We start from the raw sequence: 22,395 nt of genomic DNA on the forward strand, positions 1-22,395 counted from the left end.
ATGTGTTGAACCTGAATGTCCCGGCTCATCCGGCAATGGACGGACGGGCTGCGACTTTTGCGCGCCAGGCCCGGAGGTTGCTCAGGGACCCGGGAATATCAACCTTGGCAAAATCCGCAAACACCAGGCCGGCATAGGTGGTGATATCCGCCACCGAGAAGCTGTCGCCCGCAACAAACTCATTGTCTGCCAGAACACTGTCCAGGTAGGCCATGGTGGCGCTGGCAATTTCTTTCTGTTTGTTACCCCATTCAGCGCATTGCCAGGTCTCCAGATCCGGGCCGAGCCCCGGGGTTGCGTGGTGGAAATAGGCACCCACGGCGTTCATCAGACCGTTTTCTACCCGCAGATTCATCATCGCAATGCAGGCGCGCTCCTTTGGGGTTGTACCCGTGAGGGAGGGGCCATCAAAGACCCCGTCGATATATTCGGTGATGGCGTTGCACTGGGCGATGCAGGTACCGTCGTCAAGCTCCAGCATGGGCACGGTGGCATCCGGGTTCTTTGCCCGGAACTCCTCGGAACGGTGTTCGGCCCCCATCACATCCACCGGAACAAATTCCACCTGATTCGTTGCGCCTTTTTCTGCCAGGGCAATGCGAACGCGCAGCGGGTTCGGGAAGCCTTCGGTATCGTGGACCTTCATTGGTTGACCTCTAGCAATGTTGAGTGAGTGCAAGACCCACCCTACCTACTGGTAGGTTGATTTGCAAGAGGCAGCCATGAATCGAGTGTGTCGGTTGAGATGCTGGAAAACGTTGGTCGGCTGGTTCCGACATAAGGCCTGCGGACGCCTCGGGCCGACCCAATGGGGGGAAAGGCGCCGTATATCAAAAAAACCGACTCAGCGGTCAGAAGTAAGTATCCCCCGGCAAAGCCGGGGGATTACCTTATTTATTTACTCTATTTATTTACTGTGCGATTGGCGCCGCCAGGCGCCCAGTGTATCGCTGATGTATCGCGCAGCAAGCTGTGCTCATACAACATTACCGCTTTTTGCATGGATAAGGCTCTCATCGGGCCGAAAGCGCTTTACCCGATGAGAGACTTTGTTCGTGCAATCGCCCTGGTTTTTGCTCCCGCCTGTATTACTGGGCGAAAATCGCCTTGTAGAAACGCATGGTGCCATCCCAGGAACGGCTGGCGGCCTCTTCGTCATAACCAACCGGCATGCCGAACTGCTCGGCGACCTTGTCAGCGCTCGGGTTGGTGAATGAGTGCAGCACTCCGGGAAAGCTCACCAGGGTTAAGTCGACTTCAGCATCCTGCATCTCTTTTACCAGGCCTGCGACCTGATCGGAGGGGACCAGCTTGTCGGCACCGCCTGTGTACACCTGGATTCTGGCTTTCACGGATCCGGGTTCAGCCGTGAGGGGGCTGCCGAGAACCCCATGGAAGCTGACGACGCCATCCAGATCCACGCCCATGCGTGCCATGTTCAGAACTACGCCGCCGCCAAAGCAATAGCCTTGTGCCGCAATACGGGAAGCATCCACGCTCTCGTGGCTCTTCAGGATGTCCATCGCCTTCATGAAGCGTGCCTTGACCTGGTCCATGTCCCTGGTTGCTTCCTGCATGAACTTCTGGGCAGTATCAGGGTGTTCCGCCTGCTTGCCTGAGCCATACATGTCCAGCGCAAACGCTGTATAGCCGGCGGAAGCAAGACGTTCTGCCTGATTCCGGGCGAATTCATTGTGCCCCCACCATTCATGAACCACCAGAACGCCCGGACGTTTCTGCTCGAACTCATCATCCCAGGCCATATAGCCGGTGAAGGTCTCGTCGCCGACTTGATACTCGATGGTGCTGGTTTGCATTTCTGCCATCACCTGCGTACTTGCAACAGTGAGTGAAAGCGTTGCCGCTACCAATGCTGTTTTCAGGCTGCTCATCATCTGTTTACTCCTATTTGGTCGGATTATGTCTTTGAGTACGAAGATGCATCTGCCAAGGTTCACAGGACGTTTTACCGGATGAGCCGGCGCGAAATCAATCACTCGCCCGATACGCTGTTCTCGCCTTTGCTGTCAGAAAGCGCAGGACCATGGCCCTGGGAGCTCTGCGTGCTGTCACCCGAATAACCCCTGGCTGCGCAGGTAGTCATCGTAACTGCCGCTGAAGTCGGTAGTCCCCTGCTCGCTCATGTCCAGGATGCGGGTCGCCAGGGAGGAGACGAACTCGCGGTCATGGCTGACGAAGATCAGGGTGCCGGGGTAGTTCGCCAGGGCCAGATTGAGCGCCTCGATGGACTCCATGTCCAGGTGGTTGGTGGGCTCGTCCATCAGCAGCACGTTGGGCCGGGTCAGGGCCAGCTTGCCGAACAGCATGCGGCCCTGCTCGCCGCCGGAGATCACCTTCACCGACTTGCCGATGTCGTCGCTGGAGAACAGCATCCTGCCCAGGGCGCCGCGCACCTCCTGCTCCCCGCCCTGGGTCCACTGGGACATCCACTCGAACAGGGTGGCGTCGTTGGCGAAGTCGTCCGCGTGGTCCTGGGCGAAGATGCCGAGTTGGGCACTGTCGGTCCAGCGCACCGCGCCGGCATCGGGATGCAGCTCGCCGGCCAGGGTGCGCAACAAGGTCGTCTTGCCGATCCCGTTGGGACCGATGATGGCGATGCGTTCGCCGGCTTCCACGGTCATCGAGAGGCGCTCGATGAGCGGTGCCTCCTCGGCGAACCCCTTGGTGACGGACTCGACGTTGACCGCGTTACGATGGATCTTCCTGGCCTGCTCGAAGCGGATGAAGGGGCTGACCCGGCTGGAGGGCTTGATCTCCTCGAGCTTGATCCTGTCGATCTGCCGCGCCCGGGAGGTCGCCTGTTTGGCCTTCGAGGCATTGGCCGAGAAACGGCTGACGAAGGCCTGCAGCTCGGCGATCTGCGTCTTCTTCTTGGCGTTGTCGGCGTGCTGGCGTTCGCGGACGGCGGTGGCGGCCGTCATGTAGTCATCGTAGTTGCCGGGAAACAGCGTGATCTCGCCGTAGTCCAGGTCCGCCATGTGGGTGCAGACGCTGTTGAGGAAGTGGCGGTCGTGGGAAATGATGATCATGGTGCTATTGCGCGCGGTGAGCATGTCCTCCAGCCAGCGGATGGTGTTGATGTCCAGATGGTTGGTGGGCTCGTCGAGCAGCAGCACATCGGGGTCGGCGAACAGCGCCTGGGCGAGCAGCACGCGCAGCTTCCAGCCCGGCGCGATCTCACTCATGGGGCCTGCGTGCTGGCGCAACGGGATGCCGAGCCCCAGCAGCAGCTCGCCGGCCCGGGACTCGGCGGTATAGCCGTCGAGCTCGGCGAAGCGCACCTCGAGGTCGGCCACGGCCATGCCGTCCGCCTCGCTCATCTCGGGCAGCGCGTAGATACGCTCGCGCTCGGCGGCCACCTGCCACAGCTCGGCATTGCCCATGATCACGGTGTCGATGACGCGCTCGTCCTCGAAGGCGAACTGGTCCTGGCGCAGCTTGCCGAGCCGGGCACCGGACTCGACCATCACCTGTCCCGAGGAGGGCTCCAGGTCACCGCCGAGGATCTTCATGAAGGTGGACTTGCCGCAGCCGTTGGCCCCGATCAGGCCGTAACGGTTGCCATTGCCGAACTTGACGGAGACATTCTCGAACAGCGGCTTGGCGCCGAACTGCATGGTGATGTTGGCGGTGGAGATCAATGAGGGGTCCAGTCAGTGCATGAAACGGGGGCGGGATTGTACCGGTTATCGCCAACACTCACACCCATCATGGCTGACAGAAGCGAGGAGCGCCGGGGGTCAGGCCGGAGAGGAGGTCCTACGCCAGGGATGGCGTCGGTAGCGTACAAGGATGTATTCACAGCGCCTCCTCGAAGGCCTGCCGCCGGATCAGCTCCGAGTAGAACCACTCACTGAGATAGGCTTTGCCTAAAGCAACAACTCCCCCTCGATGGGCACGAAGCGGCTGGCCGCGCGGATCAGCGAATCGGCGGTGAGCCGCGCCACGCCGACCACCTCCACCTCCACCCCATGGCGCTCGCGCATCCGCTCCACCAGCAGGTCGAAGTCGCCGTCGCCGGAGACCAACACCACCCGATCGACCCGCGGCGCGGCCTCCATGGCGTCCAGAGCGATGCCCACGTCCCAGTCGCCCTTGGCCGAGCCATCACGGCGCTGGATATAAGGCTTGAGCTTCACGGTGAAGCCGATGCCGCGCAGGATGGCCTGGAACTGCTGCTGACGGGGGTCGCCGCGCTCCACCGCGTAGGCGTTGGCCACCACCACCTCCCGACCGGCCGCGAAGCGCGCCCAGAAGGCGTTGTAGTCGAAGTGCCGGCCAAAGGCCTCGCGGGTGGTGTAGTAGACATTCTGGACGTCGACGAAGATGGCGACGCGCTCCCTGGCCGCCTGACGCGCGTTCGCTACCATTCCTCGCTGGTCTCGCGCAGGGCGGCGATCTCGGTCTTGGCCTCGGCGAGGCAGGCGCGCAGCTCCTCCCCTAGTGCCGCACCGCTGCCCACGGCGATCAACCCCCGGGCAGCGCCCGTAGCGCGACGGGCCACACCGTCGCTTGAGTGCAGGGCCTCGAGCTTGCCGATCAGCCAGGCCAGCCAGCTGTCGGGACGCGCGACCAGCTCGCGCAGCCGGTGCAGCTCGGCAATGCCGGCGCCCTCGGGGCCCAGCAGTTCGCGCCAGTCATGACGCTCCAGGTGGGCATGCTCGGTGACCTCGCGCAGCAGAGACTGCAGCGCCAGCTCGGCCAGCGCCAGGCTGCCCTCCTCCGCGGCCATGCGCCGCGCCTCGCCGTGCTCGTCGTCGCCGGCCGGCAGCGCGAGCAGCAGCTCCGCCTGGTAGAGCAGCTGGTTGGTGCGGGATCTCGGGGTCACTTACGCTTGTCCTCCACCTGCCATTTGCTGCCATCGAAGCTCGCTCGCCAGCCGGTGGCCTTGCCGCCCTCGTCGGTCATCACGAACTGCTCACGCGCCTTGCGCGAGAAGCGGATCTGCGCCGGGCGACCGTCCGGATCCTCGCTGGGGGCATCGAGTAGGTAGCGGTACTTGTCGGGCAGCGCTTCGGCATGCGCCTTGAGCTCCTTGACCAGCGGCGGGCGGGTCTCGCGATTCTTGGGAAACTTGCTCGCCGCCAGGAACAGGCCGCTGGCGCCGTCGCGCAGCACATAATGGTCATCGACCTTCTGGCACTCGAGCTCCGGCATGGGAATCGGGTCCATCTTGGGCGGCGCCGCCTCGCCGCTGCGCAACAGCTTGCGGGTGTTCTTGCACTCGCTGTTGGTGCAGCCGAAGTACTTGCCGAAACGCCCGGTCTTGAGCTGCATCTCGCTGCCGCACTTGTCGCACTCGATGGTCGGACCGTCATAGCCCTTGATGCGGAACTTGCCCTTCTCGATCTCGTGGCCATCACAATCCGGGCTGTTGCCGCAGATGTGCAGCTTGCGGGTCTCGTCGATCAGGTAGCTGTCCATGGCGGTGCCGCACTTGGGGCAGCGGTGCTTGGCCCGCAGCGCATCGGTTTCGGCGTCCTCGCCGGCATCCGCGGCCACCGCCTCGTCGCCGGGCAGCAGGTCGATGGTGGTCTTGCAGCGCTCCTTGGGCGGCAGGTTGTAGCCGGAGCAACCCAGGAAGACCCCGGTGGAGGCGGTGCGGATCTGCATCTTGCGCCCGCAGGTCGGGCAATCGATGTCGGTGGGCACCGGCTGGTTGGGCCGCATGCCCTCCTCGCTCTCGGCGACGGCGAGTTCCTTCTTGAACTCGGCGTAGAAGGCATCGAGCAGTGCCTGCCAGTTGCGCTCGCCCTCGGCCACATCATCGAGGCTATCCTCCATGCGGGCGGTGAAGGAGTAGTCCATCAGGTCGGGGAACGACTCCTTGAGCCGCTCGGTGACGATATCGCCGAGCTTCTCGGCATAGAAGCGCCGGTTCTCCAGCTTGACGTAGCCGCGGTCCTGGATGGTGGAGATGATCGAGGCATAGGTGGAGGGGCGGCCGATGCCGCGCTTCTCCAGTTCCTTGACCAGGCTCGCTTCGGTGTAGCGGGCCGCCGGCTTGGTGAAGTGCTGCTGCGGATCGAGCCGCTCCAGGGTCATGGACGTGCCCTCGGCGAGGTCCGGCAACGACTGGTCCTCCTCCTTGCGCCCCATCGGCTTCATCACCCGGGTGTAGCCGTCGAACTTCAGTACCCGCCCCTTGGCACGCAGCTCGAAGCCGTCGACCTCCACGGTCAGGGTGCTGGAGAGGTACTCGGCAGGCGTCATCTGACAGGCCACGAACTGTCGCCAGATCAGCTCATAGAGGCGCTCGGCGTCACGCTCCATGCCGGCCAGGTCGGTGGCCCGGCGAGCGACGTCGGAGGGGCGGATCGCCTCGTGAGCTTCCTGGGCCCCCGCCTTGCTGGAGTAGCGATTGGGCGCCTCGGGCAGGTAGCGCGGGCCGAATTCCGTGCCGATGAACTCGCGCACATTCTCCACCGCATCCTTCGAGAGGTTGGTGGAATCGGTCCGCATGTAGGTGATGTAGCCGGCTTCGTAGAGGCGCTGGGCCAGGGTCATGGTCTTCTTTACCGAGAAGCCCAGCCGACCACTGGCCGCCTGCTGAAGCGTCGAGGTGATGAGGGGGGCATTGGGCTTGGATCGCGTGGGCTTGTCTTCCCGCGCGGTGATCGCCAGGCTCGCCTGCTTGAGCGCCGCAATGCGCTCCAGCGTCTCGGCCTCGGAGGTGGGCCGGAACGCCTTGCCGTCCTGGCGTACCAGCTCGAAGCGCACCGTTGTCGGGTCATCGCCGGCCCCCTCGCCTTGCGGGACCAGGTCGGCATGGACGTCCCAGAACTCCTCGGGGATGAAGGCGTGGATCTCGCGCTCGCGTTCGACGATCAGGCGAGTGGCCACCGACTGCACCCGGCCGGCGGAGAGGCCACGGGCGATCTTGGCCCACAGCAGCGGCGAGAGCATGAAGCCCACCACCCGATCGAGGAAGCGACGCGCCTGCTGCGCCTCGACGCGGGGGATGTTCAGGCTGCCGGGATCCTGAAAGGCCTCCTGAATGGCGTTCTTGGTGATCTCGTTGAACACCACCCGCCGGTAGCGGGTCTCGTCGCCACCGATGGTCTCGCGCAGGTGCCAGGCGATGGCCTCCCCCTCGCGGTCAAGGTCGGTAGCAAGATAGACGGCATCGGCCTTCTCGGCGAGCTTCTTGAGCTCGGCTACCACCTTCTCTTTGCCCGGGAGGATCTCGTAATGCGCCTCCCAGCCATGCTCAGGGTCGATGCCCATGCGCCGGATCAACTGGTCATGGGCCTTGTGCTTGCGGTGCTCGGCCTTCTCCTCCGGGGACATCTTGCGGGTCGCCGCGGCCTGACGGGCACGCTCCTTGGGATCCGAGGCTGCCTTGCCGGAGCCGCTGGTCGGCAGGTCACGGATGTGCCCCACGCTCGACTTCACGATGAAGTCGTTGCCGAGATACTTGTTGATCGTCTTGGCCTTGGCCGGCGACTCGACGATGACCAGTGACTTGCCCATAGTGCTCCACTGTGCTGATGGCGCCAGCTCGACGGCCTGCGCCAGACGGTTTCGGCCCGCCCTTCTGTGGCGGGTGAAAAATGCGCTTACCCTACCCCAGCGCTGGCTTTCACGCCAGTCGACGCCCGCAGGCCCCGACAAGGCAGCCACGATCGCCTTGGAGTGGCGGCCTCTTGAACCTAGCCGCCCGGGCAACATCACGCCAAGCCGGAAGAGGCGTCCTCCTCAACGACAGCGCCCCCGCCGGACAAGGGCGGGGGCGCAGATGCCACACTGTGTGAGATCAGCTCTTGCCGGGCTTGCGCGGCGTCCGCCGCCGCGGCGTGGCGCGGCTGGCAGACTTGCGCTTGACCGCCGACCCGGTGCTCGAGGCCGTGCCCTGATCAGCCGGCGAGGTGCTGCTGGCGTCAGTCTCGGTGGCAGACGAGGCCTCGCTGCCCTCGGTGGGCGCCTCGCCGGAGATGTTTTCCACCGGGGCCTCGGAGACGGCCTCACTGGCCGGCTCTTGCGCCGGGGCCGCCGGGCTGGCCACCCTGGCCTGAGCCTCCCGACGAGCGTCCTGCTCGGCCTGGGGGGCATGCTGGATGGCCTGGCGAAACAGCTCCTCGATGCGCTCGAAGCGCTCCGCCGCATGTTCGCTCAGTTCACCGCTGGCCGCCAGGACATGCTCGATATGCGCCAGGTGGGCATCGATCTGGCTGGCCGTCTGCCCCTTGAGCAGGGTCGGGATAGCCTCCAGTGCTGCCTCATGGTCCTGCTGGAGGGTGAAGAACTGCTCACGCACCATATGCTTGAAGTCGGCCAGCTGGATGCCCGGTTCAAGCTCGGCCCGCGAGGCGCGCAGCCGCTTGAAGTTGCGCTCGTCGGTGGTCGGGGCACCGCCCAGCACATGGATCACCGAACGCATGACCGCCTCATGGCTGCCTCCCTCGGTGATCGAGTGATGGACCTCGTCACGGCGACGCTCGATGAAGCGGCGATGCTCGGGTTCGGCCCCCGGGCGACGGCGATGCACATGGGCGTCGCCCCCCAGGCCGACCATGGCCTGCAACATCGGCTGGCCGTAGAAGTCGAGGAAGAGACGCTCGCTGCTGCTGTCGCGGAAGTCACGCCAGGCGTTCAGGCTGCGGGTGACCTGGTCGGACTGGATGCCCTCCACGGCACGAAAGACGTTGTCCTCGTGTACCGGGTGGCGGTCGGCGCGCACCTTCTCGGCCAGCACTGGCACCGCGGTCATCAGCGGGTTGCGATCGGACAGTAGGCGGTAGCCCAGACGGTTGGGATGCATGCGCCGCATCCACTTCGCCGACTCGGGCGTTGCCAGGGCCTGGACCCAAGGCTGCACGAAGAGCCGGTAAAGGCCCAGGTTGATCTCGGAGATTCGTGCCACCGTGGCGAAGTGGGTGTCGTCTTCGGGGCGGTGCTGGATCTCCTGATCGAGCTCCTCGATGGTCCGCGGCGTGAACTCCAGCAGGTAGTCGCGCTCGATCAGTTCGGCATCCTCGCGCTCGGCGGCACTGGAGACCGTGGTTTCATAGAGCCCCGGCGGCAAGACGTCGATGTAGTCCATGTTGGCGGTGAACTCGGTATGCTCCTTGCGGGAGACGCTGCCGGACACGAAGATGCCCAGGTGTCCGGTGGTGTCGTGGACGCAATAAACGATGGTCTGCTCGTTGGCGATGATGTCCTCCGCGCCATCGTAGAGGTCACGCACCCAGCCCAGAGCCTGAGGCGGCGGCGTGATGTCGTCGCCCTTCGAACAGAACACCACCACCGGCGAGCGCACGTTGCGCAGATCGATGCGACGCCCATCGGAGGTCACCAGCTGGGCGGTGGAGAGGCGGTTGCCGACGAAGAGGTTATCGACGATGTACTGGATTTCGTCGCCGCCCAGCACGACGTGACCACCCCACCAGCGCTCGAACTCCAGGTAACGCTCCGCCTCGGTGTCGACCTCGGCGTAGAGTCGGTACTGCTTGCTCCACCAGGTATTGGCCGGGTTGAGGCGCTCGAAGTTCTGCACCAGCCAGGCACCATCGAAGAGCCCGGCGCCCATGTCACTCAACAGCGAGGTCATCCAGCTGCCGCCACTCAGGCCCCCGGTATAGCGCATCGGCGCCTTGCCTCGCTCACCGGCCCAGTAGGAGAGCGGCGAGCCGGCGATAAGAATCGGACCGAAGAGTTCGGGCTCGAGGGCAGCGGCCATCATGATCTGCCAGCCGGCCTGGCAGTTGCCGACCACCATGGGCTTCTCGGAGGTCTCTGGATGACGCTCGATGACGTGACGCAAGAAGGCGACCTCGGCCTCGACCACGTCCTCGACGGTCTGCCCCTGCACCGGATAGGGCAGGAAACCAATGAAGTAGCAGGGATGTCCCGCCCTCAGGGCCACGCCGAGCTCGCTATCGGGCTTGAAGCCGCCGATGCCCGGGCCGTGGCCGGCACGTGGGTCCACCACCACGAAGGGGCGCATCTGCAGATCGGTTTCCACGCCCTCGGGGGGGAGGATGCGCATCAGCTCGTAGTTGACCGGGCGGGCCAATTCACGCCCGTCCACCAGCACCTCGGTATCAAAGCCCAGCACATTGGGCTTGGTCTGCTCGATATGCTCGAGATACTGGTTGCCACGCTGGCGCATGACATCCATGAAGAGCACGCTGCGCTCCAGGGTATCGCGCCAGTAGTCATGGGCGGCGCGTCCGAAACCGAACGGATCCACGAAGGGCAGCACGCTGGCTGGAGGAGTCGGTATCAGGGGATTCATCTTGTTGAGCTCCAGGGTTGCTCGGTGCCGGGGTGTCCCCGACGCCGATGCATGAAATCGGCCTTTGTTGCAGTGCAATATAGCGCATGAACGGTACTGCTGCGAGCACCGGATGCCGGAGTCCTAAGCTGCATTCAGGGCAGCCGCGGCCCGGGGCCGGCTGTCCAGGACAACGAATCTTGTGATATTTTATCAGTTCGCGACCCACGACTCATTCGACGTGCCAGGCTGCTTGGAACCGCCGACCGGCGCACTCCCGGAAACCCCGTGGCAGCGCCCGCATGGCGTCGACAGCCGGCGAGCAGAGAGGCTCAATGTATGAGCGACACCCCCTCCCCACGCGTCTCCAGCGGCGAGAAGTACCGCAACGATCATGGCACGGCCGCCATCAAGGACGGCATGAAGGCGCGTCGCCAGGTCGAGGACGGCGGTACCGATGGCCGCAAGCCGAAGTGGCTGCGCGCCCAGATTCCCGGCGGCGAACGCTTCGAGGCGGTCAAGAAGAACGTGGCCACCCATCGTCTCAGCACCGTCTGTGCCGAATCGCACTGTCCCAACCAGGGCGAGTGCTGGAGCAACGGCACCGCGACCATCATGCTGATGGGCTCGGTCTGCACCCGGGCCTGCCGCTTCTGCGCGGTGGATACCGGCAATCCCCGGGGCTGGCTGGACACGGAAGAACCGGAAAATACCGCCCGCTCGGTCGAACTGATGGGCCTGCGCTACATCGTACTGACCTCCGTGGACCGCGATGATCTCCCCGATGGTGGCGCCACCCACTACGCCGACTGCATTCGTGCCATCAAGGCCCGCACGCCCGAGGTGGTCGTCGAGGCGTTGACCCCGGACTTCGATGCCGAGCCTTCGGCGATCGAGCGGGTGGTCGACTCGGGCCTCGAGGTCTTTGCCCAGAACGTCGAGACCGTCGAACGGCTCACCGGGCGGGTCCGCGACCCCCGGGCCGGCTACCGCAAGACCCTGGACGTGCTGGCCCACGCCAAGCGCCACAGACCCGGGGTGATCACCAAGACCAGCCTGATGCTGGGTCTCGGCGAGACCAAGGAGGAGATCCTCGCGACCTTCGACGACCTGCGGGCCATCGGCGTCGACATCGTGACCCTGGGCCAGTACCTGCGCCCCACGCGCAACCACCTCCCGGTGGAGCGTTGGGTCACCCCGGAGGAGTTCGAGCGCTATCGCGTGCTGGGCCTGGAGAAGGGCTTCATGGAGGTACCGTCCGGCCCCCTGGTGCGCTCCAGCTACCGGGCCGACCGGGTGTTCGAGAAGAATAACCTGGGCCTGGCGGCCCCCGCCGAGGTACCCGGCCAGTCGGCCGACCCGAACCGCATCGATGCGGTCAACGTGGGCTAAGCGCCGAGCGCCGAGCGCCGAGCGCCGAGCGCCGAGCGCCGAGCGCCGAGCGCCGAGCGCCGAGCGCCGAGCGCCGAGCGCCGAGCGCCGAGCGAACAGCATGATGTCTCTGCCACCTCTGGTGTCAACGCAAAGCCCCCTCTGGATGCTTGGTCCAGCGAGGGCTTCTTCTACCTCAGCACCGGCAGCCCATCACAGGTCAGCTTGGCGGCTCGGCGCATGGCTGCTTGGCGCGTTTAACTCACGCCCCAACTCCCGCGCCAGGCACTCGGCCAGGCGCTCCCCCACCGTCTCGACGCCAGGGCAGTCATCGCTCAGGTCGGCCAGCCGCGTCATGGCCATGCCGGCATAGCCGCAGGGGTTGATCCGCATGAACGGCGAGAGGTCGCCGTTCACGTTGAGGGCCACCCCATGGAAGCTGGCGCCGCGGCGGATCCTCAGCCCCAGCGAGGCGATCTTGGCCTCGCCCACATAGACGCCGGGCGCATCGGGGCGGGCGTGGGCCACCACGCCATGCTCGGCCAGTACGGCAATTACCGCATTCTCCAGGGCAGTGACCAGGTCGCGCACGCCCAGCCGTGAGCGCCGCACGTCGAGCAGCGGATAGAGCACGACCTGGCCGGGGCCATGGTAGGTCACCTGCCCGCCGCGGTCGGTGGCCACGACCGGGATGTTGCCGGGCATCAACAGGTGTTCGGGCTTGCCGGCCTGCCCCTGGGTGAACACCGGGTCGTGCTCGACCAGCCAGAACTGATCGGGAGTCTGCGCATCGCGGCCGTCGGTGAGGTCGCGCATGGCCTGCCAGACGGGCGTATAGGGCCGACGACCCAGGCGATGCAAGCGGATCGGCGCCACAGCGCTCTCGCTTGCCATCAGATGACCATGTGCACGCGGCCGGTAGCCTTGAGCTCGTCGAAAAGCGCTTTCAGCTGCACCTCGCCGGTGGCGCGGATCGTCAGGCGCACCGACTGGAAGCGGCCTTGGCGGCTGGGGACCACCTGGATGGCGCTCGCGTCGAAGGCCGGATCATGCCGGATGACGATCTGGCAGACCGTGGCGGCGAGGTCCTCGGCGGCATCACCGACGACCTTGATCGGGTAGTCGCAGGGAAAGGTGATCTTCGGCGGCTTGCCACCCGCCTGGCGACGGGGCTTGCGAAGATCACGCAGGGAGTTGTCGTTCATGAAGCCTTCCGGCGGGTCGGGGATATCTCCCTATTTTACCCAACCCGGCGCGGGGAGACCAACGCCGACCCTAGTCGAACCAGCCGCCGATCAGGTTGGTGAAGAAACGCTGCACCTGGTCGAAGAGGCGCTTGAACCACCCGCCCTCCTCGATGCTCTCGAGGGCGACCAGCGGGCGCTCGCCGACCATCTCATCGCCCTGGCGCACCTCCATGGTCCCTACCCGATCCCCGGCGGCGATGGGCGCGGTGAGATCGGCCCGGATGTCGAGCTTGGCGGTTAGCTCCGCGCTGCGGGCGCGCGGCACGGTCATGACCACGTCGTGGTCGACGCCGACGCGCAGCTCGTTCTTGTCGCCGCCCCACACCCGCGGCGTATTGAGCACGGCACCGGCATCATAGAGCTTGAGGCTCTCGTAGTAGCGGAAGCCGTAGCTGAGCAGCTTCTGGGTCTCCTGGGCGCGGGCCTCATCGGATGCGGTGCCCATGACCACCGAGATCAAGCGCATGTCGTCACGCTTGGCGGAGGCCACCAGGCAGTAGCCCGCGGACTCGGTCCAGCCGGTCTTCAGGCCGTCGACGCTGCTGTCGCGCCACAGCAGGCGGTTGCGGTTGGGCTGCTCGATGCCGCCATAGCTGAACTGCTTGCGGGCGTAGGTCGCGTAGTGGTCCGGGTAGTCGTTGATGATGTGCTGGGAGAGCAGCGCCAGGTCGCGGGCCGAGGAGTAGTGGTTGTCGTCGGGCAGGCCGGTGGCATTGACGAAGTTGGTGTTATGCATGCCCAGCCGGGTGGCGTGCTGGTTCATCAGGTCGGCGAAGGGCCGCTCGCCACCGGCCAGATGCTCGGCCATCGCCACGCTGGCATCGTTGCCCGAGACGATGATGATCCCTTGCAGCAATTCGGAAACCGGCACCTGGGTGTCGACCTCGATGAACATCTTGGAGCCGCCGGTGCGCCAGGCCTTCTCGCTCACGGGCACCAGGTCATCCGGGGCGATGTTGCCCTGGTTGAGCTCGCGCTCCACCAGGTAGGCCGTCATCAGCTTGGTCAGGCTGGCCGGCGGCAGGCGTTCGTCGGCGTTGTGTTCGACCAGCACTCGGCCGCTGCCGGCATCCATCAGGATCCAGGAACTCGCGGCCAGCTGCGGCGGCGAGGGAATCATGGTCTGCGGCGTCGGGATCACCTGGGCCGCGGCCTGTGACACGACCAACAGCAGGCTGACCAGCAGCAGCGGCAACAACCGGCGGCGGCGGAAGAAAAGCGTGAATCTCATGGCAAGGACTCTCATCAAGGGCATCGCAGGGTGGTTCGGTAAGAGGCGCCGACTCAGTCGGCATCGTTGACGACAAAGGCCTGGGCAAAGCCGGCCCGGCGCAGCTGCTCGCGGACCGGATCGACCTGGCCGGCATGCTCCAGGGGACCGACCTGGACACGATGAAGGCCGGTGGCACTGGCGACGCGCACGGGCCGATCGATCTCGCCCTCCAGGCGCGACTTCAGCTGACGGGCACTGTCGGCAGAGCCCAGGGCCGCCACCTGCAGGAAGACACCGCCCCCTGTCGTCCGCTGCTCTCGCCCGGCCTCTGGCACGGCGGCGGCCGTCTGGCGGGGTGGCCCCTCCCCGCGGGGAGGAGCCCGCTCCGCGGGGCGGGGGGCACCGCCATGCTCGGCGATCCAGCGCTCCACGTCGATGGCCTCGACCTTAACCCGGCCGGTGCCCTGTTCGAGGATGCCCAGGCGCGCCGCCGCCGCATAGGAGAGGTCGATCTCGCGATCGCTGTGGAAGGGCCCGCGGTCGTTGACCCGCACGATCACCGAACGGGCGTTGTTCAGGCTGGTGACACGGACGAAGCTGGGCAGGGGCAAGGAACGGTGGGCGGCGCTCATCTTGTACATGTCATAGATCTCGCCGTTGGAGGTCGCATAGCCGTGGAACTTCTCGCCGTACCAGGAGGCCCTGCCCTGGCGACTGTAGCCACGTGCATCCTCCAGCACCTCATAGCGCTTGCCCCATACCTCATAGGGCGAGGCATTGCCTCCCCGGGAGCGCGACTCGTGACGCGGCACCGCGTCGGGCACCTCGGCGACATCGGGCGGATCCTCGGGATAGGCGTCACCGGTCAGGGCATAGCGCTCGCCACCTCCCGAGGCGACCGGTGCCTTGCTGGATGCCTCACCGGAGGTAGGACGCGACCCGCCACCGCCCCCGGCACAGCCGGCCAGCAGCAGCAACACGCTCAGGGCGGCACAGGTGCGTCTCATGAAGCCTCCTCCGGGGTGGTGTCGGTGGCGTCGAGCCAGTGGGCCTCCCGACCCCGTGCATCGGCCATCGCCTCGGCCAGCTCGGTCACCGCCATGGCATAGAGGTGACTGTGGTTATAGCGGGTGATCACGTAGAAATTGTGCTCGCCGAGTACGTAACGCCAGGCGTCATCGCCAACCTCCAGCGCCACCGGCAGCAGTCGATGATCGTCGGCCAGCGCGTCCGGGACCTCGAGGCCCGCCGCGGCAAGCTCCGCTGCCGGCACCGCGGGGGGCCGTGCGGCGCGATTGAAGTCGACGTCCTCGGGAGGCGTGGCGGGGCCTTCGGCCTCGTGATAGAGGGGCTCGCCGGGCCGCCAGCCATGCTCGGCGAAGTAGTTGGCCACGCTGCCGATGGCGTCCACCGGATTGGTCCAGAGATCGCGCAGGCCATCGCCGTCGAAATCCACCGCGTAGGCCTGGTAGCTGGTGGGAATGAACTGCGGATAGCCCATGGCCCCCGCATAGGAGCCGGTCAGGCTGCCGGGTGAGCGCTGCTGAGCGAAGGCGATCTCCAGAAAGGCGGCCAGCTCACCGCGAAAGAAGCGGCCCCGGCGGGGGTGATGGAAGGCCAGGGTCGCCAGGGAGTCGAGGACCCGGTGGCGACCGGTGACCTCACCGTAGCGGCTCTCCACACCGATGATGGCGGCGATGACCTCCGGTGGCACGCCGTACTCGGCCTCCGCCCTCGCGAAGGCCGCCGGGTGGGCCTCGATGAAGGCCACCCCGTTAGCGATGCGCGGGGCATCCAGGAAGATGGCGCGATACTCGTGCCAGGTCAGGCGCCGTTCGGCGGCGCCGGCCATGGCATCCAGCACCGGCTGGCGGAATTCGGCGTCTGCCAGGGCGGCCTGGAGCCAGTCGCGACCGATGCCTTTCTCGACCAGCTCCTCCACCAGGCGTCGCGCCTCGGGATGGCGCTGCGGATCGAAGTCCGCCGCCAGACCCGTCGTCGCCCCCCATGCCAGCAGGCCACCCGCGAGCCAGGCCATCCAGCGTTCTCTCCGTGGTGACGACAGCGTCATTTCGGCTCTCCCTGAGTCGTGTCGGTTGCCTAGCGCGGCAGCAGGCGGCGGTGGGCGTGAATGGCCATGAGAATACCGAAACCCGCCATCAAGGTCACGCTGGAGGTCCCCCCGTAGCTAACCAGCGGGAGCGGCACCCCGACCACCGGCAGGATGCCGCTGACCATGCCTACGTTGACGAAGACATAGATGAAGAAGGTCAGGATGATGCTGCCCGCCACCAGGCGCCCGAAGGTTTCCTGGGCGGCGCCGGCGAGCCATAGCCCGCGCCCCACGATCAGCAGGTAGAGCAGCAAGAAGGCCAGCATGCCCACGAGCCCGAACTCCTCGCCGAGCACCGCGACGATGAAGTCGGTATGACGCTCGGGCAGGAACTCCAGCTGCGACTGGGTGCCCTGCAGCCAGCCCTTGCCCCAGAAGCCGCCACTGCCGATGGCGGTGGTCGACTGGATAATGTTCCAGCCCGCCCCCAGCGGGTCGCTCTCGGGGTCGAGGAAGGTCAACACCCGCTGGCGCTGGTAGTTGTGCAGGTTCATCCACAGCAGCGGCAGCGCGGATGCCGCCAGCACGCCGCAGAACAGGATGAAGTGCCAGGAAAGGCCTGCCAGCAGGATCACGAATACCCCCGAACAAGTGACCAGCAGCGAGGTGCCCAGGTCAGGCTGCTTGGCGATCAGCACCACCGGCAGGCCGATGATCGCCACACAGACCAGCAGGTCGCGCCAACGCGGCGGAAGGGGCTGGCGGCTCAGCCAGGCGGCGACCATCATCGGCATGGCCAGCTTCATCAGCTCCGAGGGCTGGAAGCGGATCACCCCGGGAATCACCAGCCAGCGCCGGGCGCCCATGCCCATGTCACCGATCAGTTCCACGGCCACCAGCATCAGCACACCGGCGAGATAGACCAGCGGCGTCCAGCGCAGCAGGGTCGTCGGTGAGAGCTGGGCAAGCCCTGCCATCACCCCCAGGGCCACGCCGAAGCGGATGGCCTGGGCGGTCACCATCGGCAGGCGCTGGCCACTGGCGCTGTAGAGCACCACCAGCCCGGCCAGCATCAGCACCAGCAGCATGCCCATCAGCCAGGGATCCAGGTGAATCCGTTGCCAGAGGCTGCGCCGCCGGGCGATGCCGCTCAGGGAGGGTTTCACGGGATGGGCCCGCAGGCCACGGGTCAGCTCACTCCAGCTCATCGTCAGTTCCCCGTCACCCGGCCGTCCTCACGCTCGAGCACCTCGCGCACCTCCTCGGTATCCGGGGCCTCGTCCTCGAGCAACCAGGCATCGGTCATCGCCTTGGCCAGGTGGGCGGCGTGGGTGCTGCCCCCACCGGCATTCTCGACGATCACCGCCACGGCGATCCGGGGGTCCTCCACCGGCGCGAAGGCCGTGAACAGGGCATGGTCGCGCAGCCGCTCCTTGAGTTCGTCGGCATTGTATTTTTCGTTCTGGCCCAGGGAAAACACCTGGGCGGTGCCGGACTTGCCGGCCATCCGATAGTCGAGATCCCGGCCGATCCGCCGCGCGGTGCCCTCGCGTCCGGATACCACCTTCTCCATGCCGGAGAACACCCGATCCCACCACCCCTCGGTGCTGAGCATGATATCGGGCGGGGTGTCCGGCAGTGCGACGGGCACCTGTTCCTCGCCGATCCGCTGGGCCAGGCGTGGCTTGACCCACTGGCCACGGTTGGCCAGCACCGCTGTGGCAGTCGCCAACTGCAGCGGCGTCACCTGCAAGTACCCCTGGCCAATGCCCACGGAGAGCGTCTCGCCGGGGTACCAGGGCTGATTGAAACGCCCTCGCTTCCAGTCCCGGGAGGGCATCAGGGCGTCGCTCTCGCCGTAGATGTCGTGAGCGACCCGCTCGCCGAAGCCGAAGGCCGTCATGTTCTCGTGTATGCGGTCGATGCCCAGGTCATGGGCCAGGGAATAGAAGTAGGTGTTGTTGGAAACCGCGAGGGCCCGTTCGAGATCGACTCGACCATGCCCCCAGCGCAACCAGTTGCGGTAGCGCCGCGAATCATTGGGCAACTGGTAGTAGCCCGGATCGTAGATCACCTTGCCCGGCGTGATGGTTCCTTCCTTGAGGGCGCTGATGGCCATGAACGGCTTGATCGTCGAGCCTGGCGGATAGTGACCGCGGATGGCCCGGTTGTAGAGCGGCAAGTCGAGGTTCTCCCGGAGGGCTCGATAGGAGGCGACATCGATGCCAGTGACGAACTGGTTGCTGTCGAACCCCGGCACCGATGCCAGGGCGAGAATCTCGCCGGTAGCCGGGGCGATCGCCACAATGGCACCGCGACGGCCGTCGAGCAGCTCCACGGCAAGCTTCTGCAGCTCGCTGTCCAGCGTCAGGGTCAGGTCCTTGCCCGGCACCGGGTCGGTGTGACCGAGCTCGCGCAGCACCCGGCCGCGGGCATTGGTCTCCACCTTGCGCAGCCCCGCCTGGCCATGCAGTTCGTCCTCGTAGAAGCGTTCCACCCCCGTCTTGCCGATGAAATGGGTGCCGGCATAGTTGCCCGTATCCAGGCCCGCGAGTTCTTCGGCGTTGATCCGCCCCACATAGCCCAGCGCATGCACCATGGTCTCGGCATCGGGGTAGTAGCGCAACAGCTGGGCCTCCACCTCGACACCGGGCAGGCGATGACGGTTGACCGCCAGCCGGGCGATCTGGTCCTCGTCGAGGTCGCTCATCAGCAACGCCGGCTGGAAGGGACGCTGGCGCTGGCGGGAACGCACCCGGAAGGCCTCAACCTCTTCCTCGGGGATCCCCAGCAAGTCGACCAGTAGCGACAGGGTGGCATCGAGGTCTTCGACCCGTTCTCGCACCAGGGTGAGGTTGTAGGTGGGACGGTTCTCGGCCAGCAGCACGCCGTTGCGATCGTAGATAAGCCCGCGGGTGGGCGGCAGCGGCTCCACCCGGACGCGGTTCTTCTCGGAGCGCGTGCTGTAGACCTCATGCTGCACCACCTGCAGATAGAACAGCCGCCCGCCCAGCAGCCCGGTCAAGCACACCACCAGCAGCACGGCCAGCAGCGAGCGCATGCGGAAGACACGCAGCTCCTGTTCCGGGTTCTTCAGGGTATCGCGGCGCCGACGCATGCTCAGTGATGACCTCGGAGTGGTGGAGAAGAGCCTTCAGCGGTCATGGAGAAAAGCAGCCTTCAGCGGTCATGGAGAAAAGCAGCCTTCAGCGGTCATGGATCGGAACAGCCTTCAGCGGTAACAGCGCAGAATGCAGGCTTCAGCGATGATAGGGATGGCCGACCAGCAGGGTCCAGGCACGATACAGCTGCTCGGCGAGGAGGATGCGCACCAGCGGATGAGGCAGCGTCAACGGCGACAGCGACCAGCGCTGATCGGCACTCGCCGAGAGCGACGGCTCCAGGCCATCGGGACCACCCACCAGCAGCGCCACGTCACGCCCCTCGAGGCGCCAGCTGTCGGCCTCGCGGGCCAGTTGTTCGGTGCTCCAGGCCTTGCCCCCTACCTCCAGGGCGACGAGATGTTCCCCGCCCTTGAGGCGACCCCGGATGCGCTCGGCCTCCCGGGCCATGGCTCGCGCCACATCGGCATGCTTGCCGCGCTGCCCCGGCGCGATCTCTTCCACCTCCAGGGCGAAGTCCCTGGGCAGGCGCTTGCGATACTCCTCGACACCGCGCGACACCCAATCGGGCATGCGCGTGCCCACCGCCAGCAGGCGGACCCTCATGAACTGTATACCCCTTCCTCGAGCCGGGATTCCGACTCGCTGGGCAGGTCGGCCCAGAGTCGTTCCAGGTCATAGAGCTGCCGTGTCTCGGGGAGCATCACATGCACCACCAGGTTACCCAGGTCGACCAACACCCAGTCGGCGCCGTTATCGCCCTCGACACCCAGCGGCGGAATGCCCTGCTCCTTGGCGGCTTGGACGACGTTGTCGGCCAGCGCCGCCACATGGCGGCTGGAAGTGCCGCTGGCTACCACCATCAGGTCGGTGACGCTGGTCAGTCGTGAGACATCCAGGACGGCGATGTCCTGGGCCTTGAGATCCTCCAGTGCGTCGATTACCAGAGTCTTGAGTGCGTCGATATGCATAGTCCTTCGTGTCAGCCCTTCGTGTCAGACCTTCGTCAGCAGGAAACCCTAACTCCCATTGTACCGACTTGACGCCCGCCTGGGCAGCACTCAGCCATGCCGATAGAGTCCCCGCGACAGGATATGTGCTTCCACCGCCTCCGGCAGCAGGTAGCGCACGCTACGGCCCGCCGTCAGGCGCCGACGCACCTCGGTGGCCGAGATCGCCATGCGCGAGGGCAGCCTCAGGCGCAACAGCCGCCCGGCGGGCCGGGCCATCAGCGCCTCGCCCTCCTCGACCTCGCGCCCCGCCAGCAGCTCGACCAGCGCCTTGGGCAGCGCCGCCTGGTGGTCCGGTCGATCGATCACCACCACATGGGCCAGCTCGAAGAGTCGCTCTGGCTCGTGCCAGTCGGCCAGCCGCAGGAAGGCATCGTGACCCAGCGCCATCACCAGTCGCGCATCAGCGCCCAGTTCCCGGCGCAGTGAGGCGAGGGTGTCGGCACTGTAGGAGGGCCCGTCACGCTCGAGCTCCCGGGAGTCGGCGACCAGGCCCGGCGTGTCGCCGATCCCCAGACGCAACAGGGCGAGACGGTCGGCAGGCGAGACTCGGGGCTCGCCGCGCAGCGGCGGCATGGCGGCGGGCACCAGGTGCACGCGGTCCAGCGCCAGCGCCTCGCGAAGCTCCACGGCGCTGCGCAGGTGCCCCAGGTGCACCGGATCGAAGGTGCCACCGAGCATGGCGAGCCGGGGCGGTGATGGCGGGTCGCGGTCGGCCCTGACGGGCAGGCCCGGTTGGCTCACCGGCGCACCTGGCCGTCGCCCAGCACCACGTACTTGCGGGTGGTCAGCCCCTCGAGCCCCACGGGCCCACGGGCATGCAGGCGATCGGTGGAGATGCCGATCTCGGCGCCCAGCCCGTACTCGAAGCCGTCGGCGAAGCGGGTCGAGGCGTTGACCATCACCGAGCTGGAGTCCACCTCGGCGAGGAAGCGTCGCGCCAGGCCATAATGCTCGGTGACGATGGCGTCGGTGTGCCGTGATCCATAGCGCTCGATATGGGCCATCGCGGCATCGATGCCGTCGACCACGCGGATGGCCAACACCGGGGCCAGGTACTCCGCCTGCCAATCTGCCTCGCTGGCCTCGGCGATGCCGCCCAGTATCGCCCGGGTCCGCTCGCAGCCGCGCAGCTCGACGCCATGCTCGGCGTAGGCGGCGGCGAGCCGCGGCAGGAGGGTCTCGGCCACTGGCGCATCGACCAGCAGGGTCTCCATGGTGTTGCAAGTGCCATAGCGGTGGGTCTTGGCATTGACCGCGATAGCCAGCGCCTTGTCGAGGTCGGCGCTGGCATCGATGTAGACGTGGCAGACGCCGTCGAGGTGCTTGATCACCGGCACCCGCGCCTCCCGGGTGATGCGCTCGATCAATGACTTGCCGCCACGTGGGATGATCACGTCGACGTAGTCCGGCATACTGATCAGACGGCCCACGGCGGCCCGGTCGGTGGTCGCCACCACCTGCACGGCCCCTTCGGGAAGGCCGGCCCGGGCGAGCCCGGCGCGGATGCAGGCGGCGATGGCGGCATTGGAGTCGCGGGCCTCGGACCCGCCGCGCAGTATGGCCGCGTTACCGGACTTGAGACACAGGCTCGCCGCCTCCAGGGTGACGTTGGGGCGCGACTCGTAGATGATGCCGATCACCCCGAGCGGCACGCGCATCTGGCCCACCTGAATGCCGCTGGGCCGCGAGCGCAGGCCGTCGATCTCGCCTACCGGGTCCGGCAGGGCAGCGACCTGGGCGAGCCCGTCGATCATGGCATCGAGGCGCGTGTCGTCCAGCGCCAACCGATCGAGCAGGGCCGCCTCCAGGCCGTTCTCGCGCCCCCGGGCCAGGTCGCGGGCGTTGGCGGCCAGCACCTCGCCGCGGGCCTTCTCGAGATACTCGGCCATGGCCAGCAGGGCGGCGTTCTTGGCCGCGGTGTCGACGCGGCGCATCCGGGTGGCCGCCTCGCGGGCGCCCTGCCCCAGGCGCTGCATGTAGGCGTCGACATCGCCGATATCGGGGGTCGCGGGGTCATGGTCCGAGTGGGAGGCTTGAGCTGTCATGCCGTTGCGTGTCTCCTGGGGCCGGCAACGCCGCGACAAGGGCAGTGCCGGCGTTATACAGTGCCGTAAACCGGGAAGAGAATCATACTAAGCC

Annotated in this window: 19 protein-coding genes; 1 reads left to right on the forward strand and 18 read right to left on the reverse strand. The window is 66.3% G+C overall.

The genetic code is table 11. From position 1 onward, the window contains the following. Positions 1-25 precede the first annotated feature (25 nt). From OP497_RS11760 to OP497_RS11790, 7 genes are all read right to left on the reverse strand, one after another. A complete protein-coding gene (locus OP497_RS11760; RefSeq protein ID WP_280548586.1) occupies positions 26-646 on the reverse strand; it encodes a glutathione S-transferase in 621 nt (206 codons plus the stop codon). A gap of 442 nt (positions 647-1,088) precedes the next feature. Next, positions 1,089-1,895 (reverse strand): dienelactone hydrolase family protein, encoded by an 807-nt coding sequence (locus tag OP497_RS11765; protein ID WP_280548588.1) that lies wholly within the window; start codon positions 1,893-1,895, stop codon positions 1,089-1,091. 174 nt (positions 1,896-2,069) lie between these two features. Next, positions 2,070-3,662 carry an ABC-F family ATPase gene (locus tag OP497_RS11770; protein WP_280548590.1) on the reverse strand — a complete coding sequence of 531 codons (1,593 nt, stop codon included), beginning with the start codon at positions 3,660-3,662 and terminating at the stop codon, positions 2,070-2,072. 228 nt (positions 3,663-3,890) lie between these two features. Further along, positions 3,891-4,391 carry an NYN domain-containing protein gene (locus tag OP497_RS11775; RefSeq protein ID WP_280548592.1) on the reverse strand — a complete coding sequence of 167 codons (501 nt, stop codon included), beginning with the start codon at positions 4,389-4,391 and terminating at the stop codon, positions 3,891-3,893. Beyond that, a complete protein-coding gene (locus OP497_RS11780) occupies positions 4,385-4,849 on the reverse strand; it encodes a DUF6586 family protein (RefSeq protein WP_280548594.1) in 465 nt (154 codons plus the stop codon). The genes OP497_RS11775 and OP497_RS11780 overlap by 7 nt, the downstream gene beginning before the upstream one ends. Then, positions 4,846-7,494, reverse strand: a complete 2,649-nt coding sequence (gene topA / locus OP497_RS11785) for a type I DNA topoisomerase (RefSeq protein ID WP_280548596.1) — start codon at positions 7,492-7,494, stop codon at positions 4,846-4,848. Before topA ends, OP497_RS11780 begins: the two co-directional genes overlap by 4 nt. A gap of 283 nt (positions 7,495-7,777) precedes the next feature. Then, positions 7,778-10,258 carry a DUF3141 domain-containing protein gene (locus OP497_RS11790; protein ID WP_280548598.1) on the reverse strand — a complete coding sequence of 827 codons (2,481 nt, stop codon included), beginning with the start codon at positions 10,256-10,258 and terminating at the stop codon, positions 7,778-7,780. Between the two features lie 318 nt (positions 10,259-10,576). On the opposite strand from OP497_RS11790, the gene lipA reads away from it, so the two are divergent. Beyond that, entirely contained in the window at positions 10,577-11,629 is a 1,053-nt protein-coding gene (lipA, locus tag OP497_RS11795) for a lipoyl synthase (protein ID WP_280548600.1), read from the forward strand. Positions 11,630-11,821: 192 nt separating this feature from the next. On the opposite strand, the gene lipB is transcribed toward lipA, so the two are convergent. From lipB to OP497_RS11850, 11 genes are all read right to left on the reverse strand, one after another. Next, the gene (gene lipB / locus OP497_RS11800; RefSeq protein ID WP_280548602.1) at positions 11,822-12,502 is read right to left on the reverse strand and encodes a lipoyl(octanoyl) transferase LipB; all 681 of its coding nucleotides are present in this window, start codon (positions 12,500-12,502) and stop codon (positions 11,822-11,824) included. Then, a complete protein-coding gene (locus tag OP497_RS11805; RefSeq protein WP_280548604.1) occupies positions 12,502-12,813 on the reverse strand; it encodes a DUF493 domain-containing protein in 312 nt (103 codons plus the stop codon). The genes lipB and OP497_RS11805 overlap by 1 nt, the downstream gene beginning before the upstream one ends. Positions 12,814-12,883: 70 nt before the next feature. Continuing rightward, entirely contained in the window at positions 12,884-14,086 is a 1,203-nt protein-coding gene (locus OP497_RS11810) for a D-alanyl-D-alanine carboxypeptidase family protein (protein WP_280548606.1), read from the reverse strand. 53 nt (positions 14,087-14,139) lie between these two features. Further along, a complete protein-coding gene (locus OP497_RS11815; RefSeq protein WP_280548608.1) occupies positions 14,140-15,075 on the reverse strand; it encodes a septal ring lytic transglycosylase RlpA family protein in 936 nt (311 codons plus the stop codon). Beyond that, positions 15,072-16,106 carry a lytic murein transglycosylase B gene (mltB, locus tag OP497_RS11820; protein WP_280548610.1) on the reverse strand — a complete coding sequence of 345 codons (1,035 nt, stop codon included), beginning with the start codon at positions 16,104-16,106 and terminating at the stop codon, positions 15,072-15,074. Before mltB ends, OP497_RS11815 begins: the two co-directional genes overlap by 4 nt. A gap of 62 nt (positions 16,107-16,168) precedes the next feature. After that, a complete protein-coding gene (gene rodA / locus OP497_RS11825; RefSeq protein WP_280548611.1) occupies positions 16,169-17,329 on the reverse strand; it encodes a rod shape-determining protein RodA in 1,161 nt (386 codons plus the stop codon). Positions 17,330-17,331: 2 nt separating this feature from the next. Further along, a complete protein-coding gene (gene mrdA / locus OP497_RS11830) occupies positions 17,332-19,239 on the reverse strand; it encodes a penicillin-binding protein 2 (RefSeq protein ID WP_280548612.1) in 1,908 nt (635 codons plus the stop codon). A 142-nt stretch (positions 19,240-19,381) separates the two neighbouring features. Next, positions 19,382-19,849, reverse strand: coding sequence for a 23S rRNA (pseudouridine(1915)-N(3))-methyltransferase RlmH (gene rlmH, locus OP497_RS11835; RefSeq protein WP_280548614.1), 468 nt, complete (start codon positions 19,847-19,849; stop codon positions 19,382-19,384). Continuing rightward, entirely contained in the window at positions 19,846-20,214 is a 369-nt protein-coding gene (gene rsfS, locus OP497_RS11840; protein WP_280548616.1) for a ribosome silencing factor, read from the reverse strand. The genes rlmH and rsfS overlap by 4 nt, the downstream gene beginning before the upstream one ends. A gap of 90 nt (positions 20,215-20,304) precedes the next feature. Further along, on the reverse strand, positions 20,305-20,934 hold the full coding sequence (nadD, locus tag OP497_RS11845; protein ID WP_280548666.1) for a nicotinate-nucleotide adenylyltransferase: 630 nt from the start codon (positions 20,932-20,934) through the stop codon (positions 20,305-20,307). Positions 20,935-20,993: 59 nt separating this feature from the next. Beyond that, positions 20,994-22,301 (reverse strand): glutamate-5-semialdehyde dehydrogenase, encoded by a 1,308-nt coding sequence (locus OP497_RS11850; protein WP_280548618.1) that lies wholly within the window; start codon positions 22,299-22,301, stop codon positions 20,994-20,996. Between the last annotated feature and the right edge of the window lie 94 nt (positions 22,302-22,395).

The sequence above is a fragment of the Halomonas sp. 11-S5 genome, assembly GCF_029889825.1.
Classification (GTDB): Bacteria; Pseudomonadota; Gammaproteobacteria; order Pseudomonadales; family Halomonadaceae; genus Halomonas.